General features: G+C 42.8%; 14 protein-coding genes. 6 read left to right on the top strand and 8 right to left on the bottom strand.

Translation table 11 applies throughout. The features are described from left to right. Position 1 precedes the first annotated feature (1 nt). A complete protein-coding gene (locus BM176_RS01270) occupies positions 2-2,167 on the bottom strand; it encodes a cation:proton antiporter (protein ID WP_090098770.1) in 2,166 nt (721 codons plus the stop codon). Positions 2,168-2,329: 162 nt separating this feature from the next. Here BM176_RS01270 and BM176_RS01275 point away from each other — a divergent pair, with 162 nt between their 5' ends. Then, positions 2,330-2,638, top strand: a complete 309-nt coding sequence (locus BM176_RS01275) for an ATP-dependent Clp protease adaptor ClpS (RefSeq protein ID WP_090098772.1) — start codon at positions 2,330-2,332, stop codon at positions 2,636-2,638. Beyond that, positions 2,638-3,285: a leucyl/phenylalanyl-tRNA--protein transferase gene (gene aat / locus BM176_RS01280; protein WP_090098774.1), complete on the top strand. Its 648-nt coding sequence runs from the start codon at positions 2,638-2,640 to the stop codon at positions 3,283-3,285. The genes BM176_RS01275 and aat overlap by 1 nt, the downstream gene beginning before the upstream one ends. A gap of 32 nt (positions 3,286-3,317) precedes the next feature. On the opposite strand, the gene BM176_RS01285 is transcribed toward aat, so the two are convergent. Continuing rightward, positions 3,318-4,238: a hypothetical protein gene (locus BM176_RS01285; RefSeq protein WP_090098777.1), complete on the bottom strand. Its 921-nt coding sequence runs from the start codon at positions 4,236-4,238 to the stop codon at positions 3,318-3,320. Positions 4,239-4,387: 149 nt separating this feature from the next. On the opposite strand from BM176_RS01285, the gene BM176_RS01290 reads away from it, so the two are divergent. Beyond that, positions 4,388-5,047 (top strand): metal-dependent transcriptional regulator, encoded by a 660-nt coding sequence (locus BM176_RS01290; RefSeq protein ID WP_090098778.1) that lies wholly within the window; start codon positions 4,388-4,390, stop codon positions 5,045-5,047. Next, on the top strand, positions 5,044-6,921 hold the full coding sequence (locus BM176_RS01295) for an Nramp family divalent metal transporter (RefSeq protein WP_090098780.1): 1,878 nt from the start codon (positions 5,044-5,046) through the stop codon (positions 6,919-6,921). Before BM176_RS01290 ends, BM176_RS01295 begins: the two co-directional genes overlap by 4 nt. Positions 6,922-7,023: 102 nt before the next feature. On the opposite strand, the gene BM176_RS01300 is transcribed toward BM176_RS01295, so the two are convergent. The 5 genes from BM176_RS01300 to BM176_RS01320 all read right to left on the bottom strand — a co-directional run bounded on the left by BM176_RS01300 (position 7,024) and on the right by BM176_RS01320 (position 10,674). Next, positions 7,024-7,764 carry a LytR/AlgR family response regulator transcription factor gene (locus BM176_RS01300; RefSeq protein ID WP_090098782.1) on the bottom strand — a complete coding sequence of 247 codons (741 nt, stop codon included), beginning with the start codon at positions 7,762-7,764 and terminating at the stop codon, positions 7,024-7,026. After that, the gene (locus BM176_RS01305; RefSeq protein WP_090098784.1) at positions 7,742-8,791 is read right to left on the bottom strand and encodes a sensor histidine kinase; all 1,050 of its coding nucleotides are present in this window, start codon (positions 8,789-8,791) and stop codon (positions 7,742-7,744) included. The genes BM176_RS01300 and BM176_RS01305 overlap by 23 nt, the downstream gene beginning before the upstream one ends. 24 nt (positions 8,792-8,815) lie before the next feature. After that, positions 8,816-9,169 (bottom strand): DUF4288 domain-containing protein, encoded by a 354-nt coding sequence (locus tag BM176_RS01310; RefSeq protein WP_090098786.1) that lies wholly within the window; start codon positions 9,167-9,169, stop codon positions 8,816-8,818. A 33-nt stretch (positions 9,170-9,202) separates the two neighbouring features. Continuing rightward, positions 9,203-9,946: a LiaF transmembrane domain-containing protein gene (locus tag BM176_RS01315; RefSeq protein WP_090098787.1), complete on the bottom strand. Its 744-nt coding sequence runs from the start codon at positions 9,944-9,946 to the stop codon at positions 9,203-9,205. A 113-nt stretch (positions 9,947-10,059) separates the two neighbouring features. Continuing rightward, positions 10,060-10,674, bottom strand: a complete 615-nt coding sequence (locus tag BM176_RS01320) for an SGNH/GDSL hydrolase family protein (protein WP_255373402.1) — start codon at positions 10,672-10,674, stop codon at positions 10,060-10,062. Positions 10,675-10,857: 183 nt separating this feature from the next. Between BM176_RS01320 and icd the strand changes: the two genes are divergently transcribed. Both icd and BM176_RS01330 read left to right on the top strand, forming a co-directional pair. Continuing rightward, positions 10,858-12,123, top strand: coding sequence for an NADP-dependent isocitrate dehydrogenase (gene icd / locus BM176_RS01325; protein ID WP_090098791.1), 1,266 nt, complete (start codon positions 10,858-10,860; stop codon positions 12,121-12,123). Between the two features lie 232 nt (positions 12,124-12,355). Beyond that, positions 12,356-13,588, top strand: a complete 1,233-nt coding sequence (locus BM176_RS01330; protein ID WP_090098793.1) for an NADP-dependent isocitrate dehydrogenase — start codon at positions 12,356-12,358, stop codon at positions 13,586-13,588. A gap of 76 nt (positions 13,589-13,664) precedes the next feature. Here BM176_RS01330 and BM176_RS01335 read toward each other — a convergent pair whose 3' ends face one another. Continuing rightward, positions 13,665-15,329 (bottom strand): L,D-transpeptidase family protein, encoded by a 1,665-nt coding sequence (locus BM176_RS01335; protein WP_177230261.1) that lies wholly within the window; start codon positions 15,327-15,329, stop codon positions 13,665-13,667. Positions 15,330-15,404: the final 75 nt, after the last annotated feature.

Here is a 15,404-nt window from a genome sequence, read left to right on the forward strand (position 1 = left end):
GTTATTCATTGTCCTTATTCCCTTTGAAAATGCGTTTCACAACCTTGCCCAGTTTGTTCAGATTGTCCAGTTGTTCCTGTATTGGTGCCAGTGTAAGATCCTCGGGTTGCAACCCTGCTTCCACATAATCGATCTCTGTTTGCTCGGGATAAATCAGGATAACATTGTTATCATTAAAGTGCTTGCTTAAACGTGCCGATATCCCTTCAAGATAAGGTTTGTATGAGATGGTTCCCTTCCGTGCAGATACAACTACGATCAGATCATTACTGGTGATTTCCTGGGCAAGTACCAGCAGTTCTTCCACATCATCAAACTGTTTAAATATTATATCAACACTTTGTTTTAATTGCAGCAATCTTGCTTCTATTACCACCTGTGTTTTATGGTGACAGTATACCGCCAGTCTCGCTCCTACCTGCTTGTTCAGCTGGATGATCTTTTGCAGATAATGTGAAAATCCTATCTCATACTCAGCATTCTTAGGCATCACCAGTACCAGCTTCCTCGTAGTATTCAGCGGATAATTAAAATCACATACATACACTGTTTCCCATACGCTATGCAGTACGTTATTCAGCGTTGTACCAAAGATGGAACCGAATAGGCGGTCTGTTGTGCTGGTCTTATCAGCCCTTCCCAGGATCACATCAGTAATCATCAGTTCTTTGGCAGCACGTGCAATACCATCAGATACGTTTAAGTCTATACGCGTTACTACCTGCACATTACTTTCTGTAGCAGCTGCATGTACGATCGCTGTTTCCATAATTTTATTCGTAAGCGGAATTTTCTCTTTCGCCTCTTCATCATCCTGTACCACTGCAAGCGGATAAATTGGTGTGGCAGACTGTGGATCTTTGATCATCACAGCAAAATCCAACATCGATACAATACGGTCTGCACCGGAAATAGGAATCAGTATGCGTTCCTGTGTATCTTCTGCTGCCGGTTTACGCTCCGCTTCCACAATGGCCAGTTTACGACCCGCACTTTCCGTAACAAATGAACTGACCAGGCAGGTAATCAATATCAGTACAACGGTACCATTCAGCACACTTTCATTGATAATTCCCATATTGAATCCTATCAGGATCACTGCAATTGTAGCAGCAGCATGCGCACTGCTCAATCCGAATATGACGTTCCTTTGTGTAGCTGTATACTTGAAAGTTATCTGCGTGAAAAACGATGCCAGCCATTTACTTGCAAGTGCCATAATAGTCAGCGATCCTGCTATCAGTAATGCTTCCGGCCCCTTCAGCAATACCCGCAGATCTACTATCATCCCCACGCTGATCAGGAAAAAAGGGATGAACAACGCATTACCTGTAAACTCGATGCGGTTCATTAAAGGAGATGTATGCGGGATCAGCTGATTCAATGCCAGTCCGGCCAGGAAGGCGCCAATAATTCCTTCTACCCCTGCCAGTTCAGCAAGGAATGCAGCGAGAAATACCAGTGCCAGTACAAAGATGAAGTGAGATGTTTTATCGTCTTTAATCTTCTTAAAAAACCACCTTCCTATCATCGGAAAAATCCAGAGGATAATAGCTGCAAACACGACGAGCGAAACGCTGAGCCGGATCCAGAAATCCTTATTAAGATTACCGGCAGCAGCCCCTGTAATGATTGCGAGTATCACCAGGACTGCAGTATCTGTGATGATAGTACCACCAACTGCGACTGTCACAGCCTCATTTTTGGTAATCCCCAATCTGCTGGCCAGTGGATAAGCTACCAGTGTATGTGTTGCAAACATGCTGGATACCAGCAGCGTAGCCATGAAATTAAAATGCAGCAGGTAAGTACATACAAAATAACCCAGGATAATTGGTATAAAGAACGTGAATGCACCAAATACTATACTGCGGTTACGGTTCTTGCGGAATTCTGTCATATCCAGTTCCAGACCTGCCAGGAACATTATATATAGTAATCCTGCTTTTCCAAAAAGATCGATGCTTCCTTTTTCGATGATCTTTAATCCGTGATCACCAATAAACATTCCTGCCAGTATAAGACCAATAATACTTGGAATACGAAACTTGCGTAAGATGATGGGAGCCAGGAGAATAATAAACAATACCAGTGAAAAGATTGGAACCGGATCCTTCAAAGGCAAGCTGATGTCCATTAATAAATTAGTGCCATTCAATACATTCATAAGCTTGATTCTAACAATTACAATAATAATGAATATCAGTCAATGCCCAGTGAATATGTTAATTAAATGATTATCAAATCTATACTCTGCTGTTTATGTTAAAACTTTACTATTTAATTTAACGATTATTAACTGTAATTTCGTGTAAAGTTTTTACCGGATATGAGCCAGCGGAAGCAAACAGGCACGCAAACTAAAGAATGGGAAGATGTATTGGTGGCCGAAGATGAACAGTTCCCATTTAGTCTTATCGTTTGGAACGATGATGTCAACACATTTGATTGGGTAATCCAGTCATTAATGGAAGTATGTGGTCATACGCAGGAACAGGCCGAACAATGTGCACTTATCATTCATCACAACGGCAAATACGCTGTAAAAGAAGGTGAATTCATCAAATTACGCCCTCTTTGTGACGCATTGCTGGACAGAGGGATCAGCGCTACTCTCGAAGAAGCCATCACACGCTGATGTCCGTTTTTTTACTCAATGATCAGTTGATCTTTCCTCCCGTTAAGTTTGCAGATTCTGACGGACTTCTGGCTTATGGCGGCGATCTTTCTTCAGAAAGATTACTGCTGGCTTACCGTGAAGGGATCTTTCCCTGGTATAATGAACCACCTGCTTTATGGTGGAGCCCCAACCCCCGTTTTGTATTATTTCCCAATGAAATTAAAATATCTGCCAGCATGAAACAGGTCTTTAAAAAGAACCTGTTCACCATCACTTTTGACAAAGATTTTGAAGGTGTTATTGCCGGTTGTAAAGAAGCATATCGTCCTGGTCAGGCTGGTACCTGGATCACATCAGAGGTTGAGGCCGCATATACCAAATTGCATAAAGAAGGCTATGCACATTCCGTTGAATGCTGGCATAATGGTGAGCTGGCTGGTGGATTTTACGGTTTGCAGCTGGGGAAATGCTTTTTTGGAGAATCAATGTTTGCCAGGATAAGTAATGCTTCAAAGGCTGCTTTTATCACCTTTGTACAGCGTGCTCAGGAAGAAGGAATCCAAATTATTGACTGCCAGGTATATACTGAACACCTCGCCTCACTGGGTGCAGAGTTTATCAGCAGGGAAGAGTTTATTACGATTATTAAGAAATACCAGGATTAAAGTATACAAGATCCCCCGGATATCCTTGTGCCTTATTTCTTCTTAAAATTACCTTCAAAGAAACATTTCACACCTCTGTAGGCACCACACCCCCCTATTTCCTTGATACTCAATCGACCGGAAGAAAACTGAAAGGAAATACCGCAATCTGTATCCTTATCCTTGTATTCTCCTTTATTGGCAGAAGTAAAATGACCGGTACCAGATAACTCTCCTTTGCAACCCGTGGTTTCTTTGGAGAAAGAGATAAAGAACTGGAATGATTTAGGGTCGTTTCCATCGCGGATTGATACGATACTCAGTTCACCTGATTCGTAATCGCCGGAAAGTTTATGTTTGGCAGGAGAAGTCTCAATCGGATTAAAGATCTGACCGGCAGCAGCTTCCCCGCTGGAATTGGTCATAATCAGTGTGGTAGCACCTTTTGCATCAACACCATAAAATTCTTCTTTGGTGGATGAATGACCCGGACTCAGCTCCTTTTCCTCTGTTATTTTAATAACCTGCTTGTTATCTACAGAGAAATATTGAAGGCTTTTACCGGTACTGGAAACTTTGGCAACCAGCAGGCTGTTCAGGTAATGTCCTTTTTTATCAACCATGCACAGATAGGCTGTAGTAGCAGTCTTACCAATCGCTTTTACTACAAAATATTTCATATCTCCCCCTTCAAAGTATGACAGTGGGAAGAACTGAACCGGACTATCCGCAGGAAAGATTGATTTTGTCAGTGTATCTGTCAGGAACTGAGACATCAATTCCGGTGTAATAGCAAGAGAATCAGCCTGTACTACCTTTAATGAATCAGGTGTCAGCTTATAAGGCAATACTGTATTGGTAAATAACTGGCGGAAATCTTCAAATGTGAATTCGTCGCCAGCTCCCTTTTTATGTTTAGACTTACAGGACCCCAGTAAGCAGATGGCCAATAGCGCTAACACGAGCTTATTCATGCGTATTTGCTTGTTTATTACGGCCGAAAAGTTAAAGAAAAAATTGATATGAAATGTAAAAAATGTAAAGATGGTATGGAGTGCAATGGTCTCTGTTTGTAAATTTGACTATTATTATTTAGATTTACCTAAATTTTATTTTAAGAGATATGAACTTGTCTGTTTCAGAAGAGAATTATATAAAGTCGATTTACAAATTAGAGGAAGGACAGGATGCCGTTACTACAAATGCCCTTGCTTACGAACTGGATACCAAACCAGCTTCAGTAACGGATATGGCAAAAAAATTAAAAGAGAAAAAGCTCATCGCTTACGAAAAATACCAGGGAATCAACCTCACGCCTGAAGGCAAAAAAGCTGCCTTACAGATCGTACGCAGACACCGTCTATGGGAGTGTTTCCTGGTAGATAAACTGGGCTTTAGCTGGGAAGAAGTACATGAACTGGCAGAAGAACTGGAACACGTACGCAGTGAAAAACTCACCAACCGGCTAAGTGAATTTCTTGGAAATCCGGTAATAGACCCTCATGGCGACCCTATTCCCGATGCACAGGGCAAGCTGGGTAAACCCCGCACACAAACCTCCCTTCATAAATCGCAGGCCAAAAGACTGGAAGTTATGGCCGTGTCTGACAAGTCTACCGCACTACTGGAATTCCTCAATGCTAAAGGCATTCACCTGGGAACTCAGCTGGACGTAATAGAACGTTACTCTTTCGACAATTCAATTGAAATAAAGATCCGTAATCAACCTGCTTTTACAATCAGTGAACAGGTGTCAAAGAATATAATGGTTAAACCTATATGAATCATCAGCACACTTCCTTAAGCGACGTTCATCAGAGTGTAGATATGACCAATTCCGGCGGCCTCCGCTGGAGAAAACTACTTGCATTTTTCGGTCCGGCATATCTCGTAAGCGTTGGGTATATGGATCCGGGCAACTGGGCTACCGATCTTGCAGGTGGCAGTCAGTATGGATATAAACTCCTGTGGGTTCTGTTAATGAGCAATCTCATGGCTCTCCTGTTACAAAGCCTTAGCGCACGCCTGGGTATTGTAAGAGGCAGGGATCTTGCACAGGCCAACCGCGAAACCTATCCTTCTTCTGTTAATTTCATTCTTTATATACTGGCAGAAATTGCTATCGCAGCTACAGATCTGGCAGAAGTACTGGGTATGGCAATCGGGATTCAGTTGCTCACAGGTCTTCCGCTTGCCTGGGGCGTGAGCATTACCGTTTTCGATACCTTCCTGCTCCTGATATTACAACGATATGGAATCCGGAAAATGGAGGCCTTTATTATTGCATTAGTGGCCATTGTAGGAATATCTTTTATGATAGAGCTATTCATGGCCAAACCTGCCCTTAATGAAGTCGTGGTGGGCTTTATTCCTACTATTCCGGACAACACAGCACTGTACATTGCTATTGGGATTATCGGGGCTACAGTAATGCCTCATAACCTATACCTGCATTCTGCATTGGTTCAGACCCGTAAAATAAAACGGGATGATGCTGGGATCAAACAGGCACTGAAACTTAATTTCATTGATAGCGCGGTTGCACTCAACCTCGCATTTTTTGTGAATGCTGCTATTCTTATACTGGCGGCTTCTGTATTCTTTAAAGCAGGCCATACCGATATTGCTGAAATACAGGATGCCCACAAACTGATGCAGGACCTTCTTGGAAGCAAGTGGGCACCAATACTCTTTGCTGTTGCCCTGATTGCTGCGGGACAAAGCTCTACAGTTACCGGTACACTCGCGGGACAAATTGTAATGGAAGGTTATCTGAGCCTGCGTATAAATCCCTGGCTCCGCCGCCTGCTCACCAGATTACTGGCTATCATTCCTGCACTACTTGTAATTTTGATTGCGGGGGATGATAAAGTGGGAGAACTGCTGGTCTTCAGCCAGGTACTGCTGAGTATGCAACTAGGCTTTGCCGTTATTCCACTGATCCATTTTGTGAGTGACAAAAAGACTATGGGCAGCTATGCTATTAAACCTCTTGTTAAAGTGATAAGTTGGATAATAACAATTATACTGGTATACCTGAATTGCCGCATGGTATATACTGAGGCCGCCAGTTATATTGGTGGTGATAACAGTATATGGGTAAGCATTATTATAATACTTGCAGGACTGGCATTCCTTGCCCTGTTGTTCATAACTGTAGCTTATCCGTTAATGAGCCGGTACCAGCAGAAAGGATCTGCTCTTATCCATCCTACTCATGAGGTCACATTGGGTGAACTGAAAATCCCTGTATATAATCGTATTGCTTTGGCATTGGATTTTAGCAGGGATGATGAAAAGATTATCTCCAATGCACTGGCTCACGGTAATCCACAAACGGAATACCTGCTCATTCATATCGTAGAAAGTGCTTCTGCCAAATACCTTGGCCGTGAATCGGATGATTTTGAAACAAGGAAAGACCAGGAACAGATGAGCAAATACATTAGACTGCTGCACGACAGGCATATCAAGGCTAAAGGATTCCTTGGCTACCGCCATCGTGCAAAAGAAATAGTGCGTATTGTAAAAGATGAAAAAGCAGACTTCCTTGTATTGGGCGGCCATGGCCACACTGGTATCAAAGATTGGATCTATGGGGAAACTGCCAACCAGGTAAGACACCAGGTAAAAATTCCTGTACTGATAGTACAATAAAATAAAAGAGGATGTATCTTTCCATCAGCTACTGAATTAAAAAAGCCTGTACCGGACTTCCGATACAGGCTTTTTTAATTCAGTTATATTGCGGGCTACATCCTACAAACCCAATGCACTCTTCAATCTCGGATATCCTGTTTTACTCACAGGAACTTTCGCACCTGAACGCAGAATGGCTAAATGGTTCTCTTTTTCATATGGCTCTATGCGGGTTACCTGGTTTACGTTCAATATATAAGAACGATGTACACGGGCAAACTGCAAAGGGTCCAGCATGTTATCAAAAAACTGCATTGTTTTATTCTTCAGGAAAGCTCCTTCGGAAGTAATGATCTTTACATAATCATCTGCTGCTTCGAGGTAATGAATTTCCGGTATAGGTATAATTTTAATCTTCCCGTTAATTTTTACTACAATACGGTTATTCTGCAGGGGAGAGTTAGCAGCTGTTTCCAGTAAAGCCCCTGTTTCCTGTGGAGTATTCGAAGTACGGCGATCCAGCCATTTCTGCAATGCTTTATCAAACCGTTCTTTGGAAAAAGGTTTCAACAGATAATCTGTTGCATTTACTTCAAATGCCCGAATAGCATGCTCTTCAAAAGCAGTCGTAAAAATAACAGCAGGCAGATCTTCTACCAGCTCCAGCATTTCAAAACCATTTATTTTTGGCATCTGCACATCCAGGAAAATAATATCCGGTTGATGTTGTTGTATAGCTTTTAATCCTTCAAATCCATCATTACATTCCTGTAATATCTGCACCTGCGTAAATGATTGCAGATACTCTTTTACAACTTCTCTTGCCAACGGTTCATCATCAATTATTACTGCTTTTATCATATAGTTGTGGCACTTTAATTAATGTTGTATAAATATTTTCTTTTGCTGTGGTTTCCAGCAGATCATGACGGGCAAACAATAAATATAACCGCCTGCGAATGGATGCAAGACCAAATCCGGTACCGGTTTGCGGTTGTTGTAACGTTGCATCATAAGGGTTCTGTACCTGTATGTATAATAACCCTTCCTCCACCCACGACTCTATCGTAATTGTTATCGCTTCTGTTGTATCGTACAAACCGTATTTGATAGCATTTTCAACAACAGGCTGCAATAACATGGGTGGAATTTTCAGGTCTTTTGTTTCTTCTGTTGCAATAACGTTTGTGCTTAAACGATGGCCAAACCTTACCTTCTCAATATCCAGATATAATTGCAGGTATTGCAGTTCATCCGGTAATGAAATCCAGTGCTGATCTTCCCTTTTCAATGTACCTCTCAGGAAATCGCTCAGCTTCAATACCATTTGCCGGGCTTCCTGCGGTCGCAGCATGATCAGTGCATTAATTGAATTAAGACTATTGAACAGAAAATGTGGTTGCAGCTGTTGACGCAGTTTATATAATTCTGCTTCGCGGGCCAGTCTTTCAGTTGTGTCTTTCCTTTCCAGTTCATCCCGCTGTTCCTCCATATCATACCATGACAGGCTTTTGAATGCAAGACCAACGATCACCAGCCAACCGATAATAAAACGTACTGGTAAAGCAAAATGCAGCCAGTCCAGATAACCCTGATCGTTTGGAAAAAGATACTGCATGATCAAGGTACTCACGCCCAGCCACATAATTGTTTGTGCAACTGTGTAAGCCAGTACAAAAACCATCTTACCTTTTGCCGGCCTGTAATAGGACAGGCTAAAGCTAATAGAAAGTGAGGCTAATGCAAGTAATATTACATGCACCGCACTATCTGTCCAGGCGATACTGTCACTAATTTTAAACCAAAATAACAACAGTGCTGCATGTGCCAGTATAAAAACATAACTGGCAGAGATGAACGTACGGCGAAAGAGCTTATTAGCGAGCATTTTTTGAGACAACAGCTTTCAGTATTAAGAGTGAATATCAATGTACTCCTGCCCTCTCAACATAGCTGCCTTTACCTGCAACCAGGAGATGTAAGCATTTGCATCGCTGGGCTCTTCTATACGGGAATACAATTCCATTCCGTCTCCCAGTGTTTCCAGTATATTCACTTCCGGTACATTTATAAAACGCCATTGCACCAGTTCCTGCCGTTGATTTTTAAAGGCATATTGCCCTTGTATACCTATCTCACAAGCTCTCTTCCATGCATCCTCTTTATCGGAAGCACTGATCAGGCGTAATTGTTCATCGAACTGTGGTGTGTGATCTCCATTACCACAAATGATCTGGTAAACTATTTTGGTTACAAACCATTCCATACAACAAATTTTAAAAAGGTTACTGGAAGAGTATTAATTATAACTTTTGATTTCCACTCCGCCGAAGATGCAGGAGCCTTTAATAATAAGGAGTTTATCCAGGTTATCAGTGAGCAGTTCTATCGGTCTTTTATCTTCAACACCGCCAAAGATGGTATTCATCTCTACTTTCACTTTCCAGTTGGAAGGCACTACTATTTCCACCCCTCCACAAAGACAGTAGGCTTCTATTTCTACAGTTCCGGTAAAATCAGCCTGGGTAAGATTAATGTCCGATCCTCCAAAAACAGCAGATGCCTTGCCTCCTTTAAAGTTTTTAGATACTACTATCCTGTTTACACCACTGAACATGGCATAAATATTAAAATAATCATCAGAAGATCCTGCGTTGTAGGAAAATGCGTTATACTTTTCTGATTTACGGTAATCGCTATCAGATGATTTTCGCTCTCCCTGTTTTCTGAATATAATGAAAAGACCAGCTACAATCATGGCAGTAGGCCATATAAAACGGGATACATCAAATGGCCATGCGTAAATATCCTTCATCAAAAAAAGGCCACCTATAAATATTAATATAAAACCCGCATTATTCTTAAAATTACTGGTGACCAGTAATATCAGACCAATACCTATTGGTATCATTTGCCAGGATACCATCCAGACAGGAATATCCAGGTCCATATTTCTTAACAGAAAGAATGCACCTAACAGCAACAAGATTAATCCCTTGCCTACCGAGTTTCTTTTATTCTGTAATATGTCTTGCTTACTCATTGTACGTTTCGTTTACAATACAAAACTAGCAAGACAACATCGGTTCGGAAAGCGTATTTAGGCTAAAAAAGGAGGGACTCCGGTAAACGGCAGGAAAAAGCCGGTTAAAATATTTACTGAAGGATGTTATGCAGTATATCTGCCAGTTTCTTCGACCAAACCGCCATTTCCTTGCCGGAATAATGCAATCCATCACTGGCTACAAGACTGGGATCATTGGCAGCATCAAGGGTACTGGGAGTTATATCGAGATAATGGACTTTCATCTTTTTGGCAATCTTCCTGTTGGCCTTATTATATTCTTCTATCCTGGCGGAAATCTCCTGCCTGTCCTGCCCTTCGGCAAAAGGAACGGCACTCCAGTCGGGAATGGACAACACCACTACCCTGTCTGAATGTCCGCCGGCAAATGCGATGGCCCGTTCCAGCAGCAGGGTAAAAGCCGGTTTATAAAACTCAACTGCCCGCCCTCTGTATTGGTCGTTCACCCCTATCAGAAGGGTTACCACATCAAAAGTACCTGTCACTCCAGCCTCCTGGATACCCGCACTTAACTCATCGGTGGTCCAGCCGGTACGGGCAATAATGATGCAATCTTTTATTGCTATTCCATTGTCTCTCAATAGTTTTACGGTCTGTACCGGAAAGCGGTCAGATTCGGGTACGCTCTCGCCGATTGTATAACTATCTCCTAATGCCAGGTAAGTAAATCCTGTGTCTGTGCTCAAATTTGTGCCGGGGGTCATAGGAACCTCATTATTATTTTTATAACCAAAGAATATTGAGCAAATTAATATAAATATGAACATCGGAAAAGTTTTTGAGGGGCTTCACATAGCGACTATGGACTAATAATACGTACCTTTGCGCTCGATTATAATAATTACGAAATACGTAACGAAACCGTTTTTATGCCAGCAGAAAAAATATCAATGACCAATGGCCAGTTACAGGTGCCAAACCATCCAATTATTCCTTTTATAGAAGGCGATGGTATCGGACCTGATATCTGGCGGGCCAGTGTGCGTGTATTTGACGCCGCTGTGGAAAAAGCCTATGGTGGCAAAAGAAAGATAGAATGGAAAGAAGTGCTGGCTGGGGAAAAAGCCTTCCAGCAAACAGGAGAATGGCTGCCTAAAGCAACCCTGGACGCTTTTAAAGAATACCTGGTATCCATTAAAGGGCCTCTTTCTACTCCCGTTGGTGGCGGTATCCGCTCCCTGAATGTGGCAATGCGCCAGGAACTGGATCTGTATGCCTGTATCCGCCCTGTACGCTGGTTCAATAAGGTGCCTTCCCCGGTGAAACACCCGGAAAAGGTAGACATGGTGATCTTCCGTGAAAACACAGAAGATATTTATGCAGGTATCGAATACATGTATGGTACTCCGGAAGCAACCAAACTGCTCAATTTCCTGCAGAATGAAATGGGTGTGAACAAGATCCGTTTCCCGGAAACCTCCTCACTGGGTATTAAACCAGTATCAAAAGAAGGGTCTGAAAGACTAATCCGTGCTGCTATCAGCTACGCACTGGAACAGAAACTGCCTTCCGTTACTCTCGTACATAAGGGCAACATCATGAAGTTTACCGAAGGGGGCTTCAAAACCTGGGGTTATGAACTGGCCCTCCGCGAATTTGGCGAACAGGTGTACACCTGGGAACAGTGGGAAGCTACCAAAAAAGCGAAAGGTGAAGATGAGGCCAACAAGGAAATGAATGTTGCAATAGCACATAAGAAACTCATTATAAAGGATGTTATCGCAGATAACTTCCTCCAGCAGATACTACTGGCTCCACAGGACTACTCCGTGGTTGCTACCCTGAACCTGAATGGAGACTATATCTCGGATGCACTGGCTGCTGCTGTAGGCGGTATCGGTATCGCTCCGGGTGCCAATGTGAACTATTCTACCGGTTATGCGGTATTTGAAGCTACACATGGTACTGCTCCACGCTTCGCTAATACAGATACCATGAACCCCAGCTCCGTTATCCTCAGTGGTGTAATGATGCTGGAATACATGGGCTGGAAAGAAGCTGCTGATATCATCGTACACGGCCTTAGTACTGCTATTGCCCGCAAACGCGTTACCATTGACTTCTATAAGCTCATGGATGATGCTACCCTGGTTAAAACCAGCGAGTTTGCCGATGAAGTGATCAAACATCTTTAATGCAAATTATACAGGCCAACTGAAAAGTAAAATGCAGGCCATCGCCTGCCCGGACTTTAAGAAACCGGCCTCCAGTAAATTAAGCGATCCCGGCCCCCAAAGCCTGAGATCGCTTAATTTACTTAAATTGATACTTCCTCTTTTCAATTGATATTGTAAATTGTGACCCATTTTGTATATTTCGCGTTAACAAGCAAGCATAGTTGTAACTTATTAAAACTCAAACCAGAAAATGGCTGAAAAAATTAAAGTCGCTAAACCCGTTGTAGAACTGGATGGAGATGAGATGACAAGGATCATCTGGAAATTCATTAAGGATAAACTGATACTTCCCTATCTGGAAGTGGATATCAAATACTATGACCTGGGCATGGAACACCGTGATGCTACAAATGACCAGGTAACTATCGACGCTGCAAATGCGATCAGAGAAGTAGGCGTTGGTATTAAATGTGCAACCATCACTCCGGACGAAGACCGCGTAAAGGAATTCAAGCTGAAACAGATGTGGAAATCTCCAAACGGGACTATCCGTAACATCCTTGATGGTACTGTATTCCGGGAGCCTATCTTAATGGACAACGTGCCTCGCCTGGTACCTAACTGGACTGCTCCTATCTGTATCGGCCGTCACGCTTTTGGCGACCAGTACCGTGCTACCGATTTCGTAACAAAAGGTAAAGGTAAACTCACCATCAAGTTCGAAAGCGAAAGCGGAGAAGTGATAGAACATGAAGTTTACAACTTCAAAGGTGATGGCGTTGCACTGGCAATGTACAACACAGACGAATCTATCATCGGTTTTGCGCGCGCTTGTTTCAACCAGGCACTGCTGAAAAAATGGCCTTTGTACCTGAGCACCAAGAACACCATCCTGAAAAAATATGATGGTCGTTTCAAAGATATTTTCGAAGACATCTACCAGAAAGAATTCAAAGCTGAATTCCAGAAAGCAGGCATTACCTATGAACATCGCCTGATCGATGACATGGTTGCTTCCGCTCTGAAATGGAATGGTAACTTTGTTTGGGCTTGTAAAAACTACGATGGCGACGTACAGTCTGATACCGTAGCTCAAGGTTTCGGTTCACTGGGTCTTATGACCTCTACCCTGGTTACTCCTGATGGTAAAACTATGGAAGCTGAAGCTGCTCACGGTACTGTAACCCGTCACTATCGCGATCACCAGGCTGGTAAACCAACTTCTACCAACCCTATCGCTTCTATCTTTGCATGGACCCGCGGACTGGAATTCCGTGGCCGTCTGGACAATAATCAGGAACTGATCAATTTCTGTCACGCACTGGAACAAGTGTGCATTGAAGTAGTTGAAAGCGGTAAAATGACCAAAGACCTTGCAGTTTGTATCCATGGTAACAAAGTAGAACATGGAAAACATTACCTTTACACTGAAGAGTTCCTGGAGGAACTGGACAATGCTTTAAAGGTAAAATTGAAAAAGTAATACCACGATTGCAATACTGATATGAACAAAAATGTCCCGGACTTCCGGGACATTTTTATTTATTGCTTGCCCCATACTAGAGCCCCATAATTTTTCTTAACACCTTATCCTCTCCGTAAATATCGTCATGGAACACCAACTGCCCATCTTTCCCCTCTGCTGTAAAATAACGCATGTAAATAGGAATAGGATGCTGTACATCTATCTGCTTCTTCTCTCCCCTTTTCAACCAGATACGTACACTATCACGCGGATGTCTCGGATCATTCTTTATCAGGTACATCGCCAGGCTGTCCCATTGCTGTAACCTTACACAACCATGGCTCATAGCCCGGTAGGTATTTCTGAACAATCCACGGTTATTGGTATCATGCAGGTATACACTATACTTATTGAAGAAATTAAACTTCATGATTCCCAGGGAATTCTCCATTCCATCCATCTGACGTAATACATATGGAAAATAGTTCTTACTCATCCGGGACCAGTTAATACTATCCGGATTCACTGCATTTCCATCCCTGTCTATCACCTCCATGTTCTTTTTTGCCAGGTAACTTGAATCTTTCTTGATAGCTGGCAGCATCTCTTTGATGGTGATACTGAAAGGTACCCGCCAGAAAGGATACATCACAAAATTGCTCATCCGGGAGTTCAACAACGGTGTGCGTGTACGGGGAGCTCCTACAATCACACGGGATTCCAGCACCACTTTTCCACTATCCCACAATTCCATCCGGTAAGCAGGGATGTTGACAAAGATAAACCGGGTAGGCAGGGTATCCGGCAACTTCCGCCAGCGGTCCAGGTTTACAGCTGCCTGTATCATCCAGTCGTGAAACGGACGGTTCAATACCTGGACTGTCCTTTTGCCGGCAAGGCCATCCTCATACATATTAAATTCCTTTTGGAAGGCAAGGATTCCCTTTTTAAGTAAGGAAGTATCGGTGGAATGTCCTCCCGTAGTATCGAGGTGCCCGGTTTGTACCAGGCGGTTCAGCAGTAATTGTCTGAAAGCAGTAGTATCTGTATAAGTAATGGGTAGAGTATCCCATTTCAGTCGTCCGTATTTCTTCTCAAACACCAGTATCGCCGCCTTCAGACTGAGATATCCGGGATGCTGAGGTTCAAGTTGCCGCAGGGTTTTCACGATGCTATTCTCCCTTAGGGATGCCCGGAGCATATCGGTTAGCAAAGTGTCTGAAAATATGGAATCCTTGCGGAGGGTAATGCTGTCACGCGGAACTATACCATAATGCAGGTCAGACGCCATCTTCATAAAAGCATCTGTCATCATCACATCCAGCTGTGCCAGCAAGGCAGCATCTTTTCGTGCTGCTCCCTCTTTTCTGAAACGCTGAAAAGCAGCAATTAATGTAGTTGCGTGATAACGGGCAGGTTGTAAACCGGCATCTTCTGCATGCAAAACGTAATTAAACAGGGAATCTGCCGCGGGACTAAGTACTCCTTTGGAAGACCAACTGGCTCCATTACTGGTTTGCTGATAGAAGTATTCCAATGCCGAAGAACGTAATACAGGAACTTCGTCCTCCATTTTACCTTCATTATCAACAATGTAACTTAACCGTTCTTCTATATTTTCCGGTAATACTTCCTGCAACTGCGCTAAATCCTTAACTATCTCTTTTTCCCGAAGTGTCCGTTTTCTATGACAGGCGAACAATGCAAACACAAATAAAACTACAATGTACAGATTGCCCCTTTTATAATTATACTTCATTGGCGATAAAAAACAATTCATCAAAGATAGGCAATTGCTAATATTCTGACCGCCTCTTTTGTTTTATTTGCAGCA

The sequence above is a fragment of the Chitinophaga sp. CF118 genome (assembly GCF_900112615.1).
GTDB lineage: Bacteria > Bacteroidota > Bacteroidia > Chitinophagales > Chitinophagaceae > Chitinophaga.

Excerpts from the sequence above, each read along its gene's own strand:
- BM176_RS01270 (WP_090098770.1), bottom strand. The coding sequence starts at position 2,167 with ATGAATGTATTGAATGGCACTAATTTATTAATGGACATCAGCTTGCCT.
- BM176_RS01275 (WP_090098772.1), top strand. The coding sequence starts at position 2,330 with ATGAGCCAGCGGAAGCAAACAGGCACGCAAACTAAAGAATGGGAAGAT.
- aat (WP_090098774.1), top strand. The coding sequence starts at position 2,638 with ATGTCCGTTTTTTTACTCAATGATCAGTTGATCTTTCCTCCCGTTAAG.
- BM176_RS01285 (WP_090098777.1), bottom strand. The coding sequence starts at position 4,238 with ATGAATAAGCTCGTGTTAGCGCTATTGGCCATCTGCTTACTGGGGTCC.
- BM176_RS01290 (WP_090098778.1), top strand. The coding sequence starts at position 4,388 with ATGAACTTGTCTGTTTCAGAAGAGAATTATATAAAGTCGATTTACAAA.
- BM176_RS01295 (WP_090098780.1), top strand. The coding sequence starts at position 5,044 with ATGAATCATCAGCACACTTCCTTAAGCGACGTTCATCAGAGTGTAGAT.
- BM176_RS01300 (WP_090098782.1), bottom strand. The coding sequence starts at position 7,764 with ATGATAAAAGCAGTAATAATTGATGATGAACCGTTGGCAAGAGAAGTT.
- BM176_RS01305 (WP_090098784.1), bottom strand. The coding sequence starts at position 8,791 with ATGCTCGCTAATAAGCTCTTTCGCCGTACGTTCATCTCTGCCAGTTAT.
- BM176_RS01310 (WP_090098786.1), bottom strand. The coding sequence starts at position 9,169 with ATGGAATGGTTTGTAACCAAAATAGTTTACCAGATCATTTGTGGTAAT.
- BM176_RS01315 (WP_090098787.1), bottom strand. The coding sequence starts at position 9,946 with ATGAGTAAGCAAGACATATTACAGAATAAAAGAAACTCGGTAGGCAAG.
- icd (WP_090098791.1), top strand. The coding sequence starts at position 10,858 with ATGCCAGCAGAAAAAATATCAATGACCAATGGCCAGTTACAGGTGCCA.
- BM176_RS01330 (WP_090098793.1), top strand. The coding sequence starts at position 12,356 with ATGGCTGAAAAAATTAAAGTCGCTAAACCCGTTGTAGAACTGGATGGA.
- BM176_RS01335 (WP_177230261.1), bottom strand. The coding sequence starts at position 15,329 with ATGAAGTATAATTATAAAAGGGGCAATCTGTACATTGTAGTTTTATTT.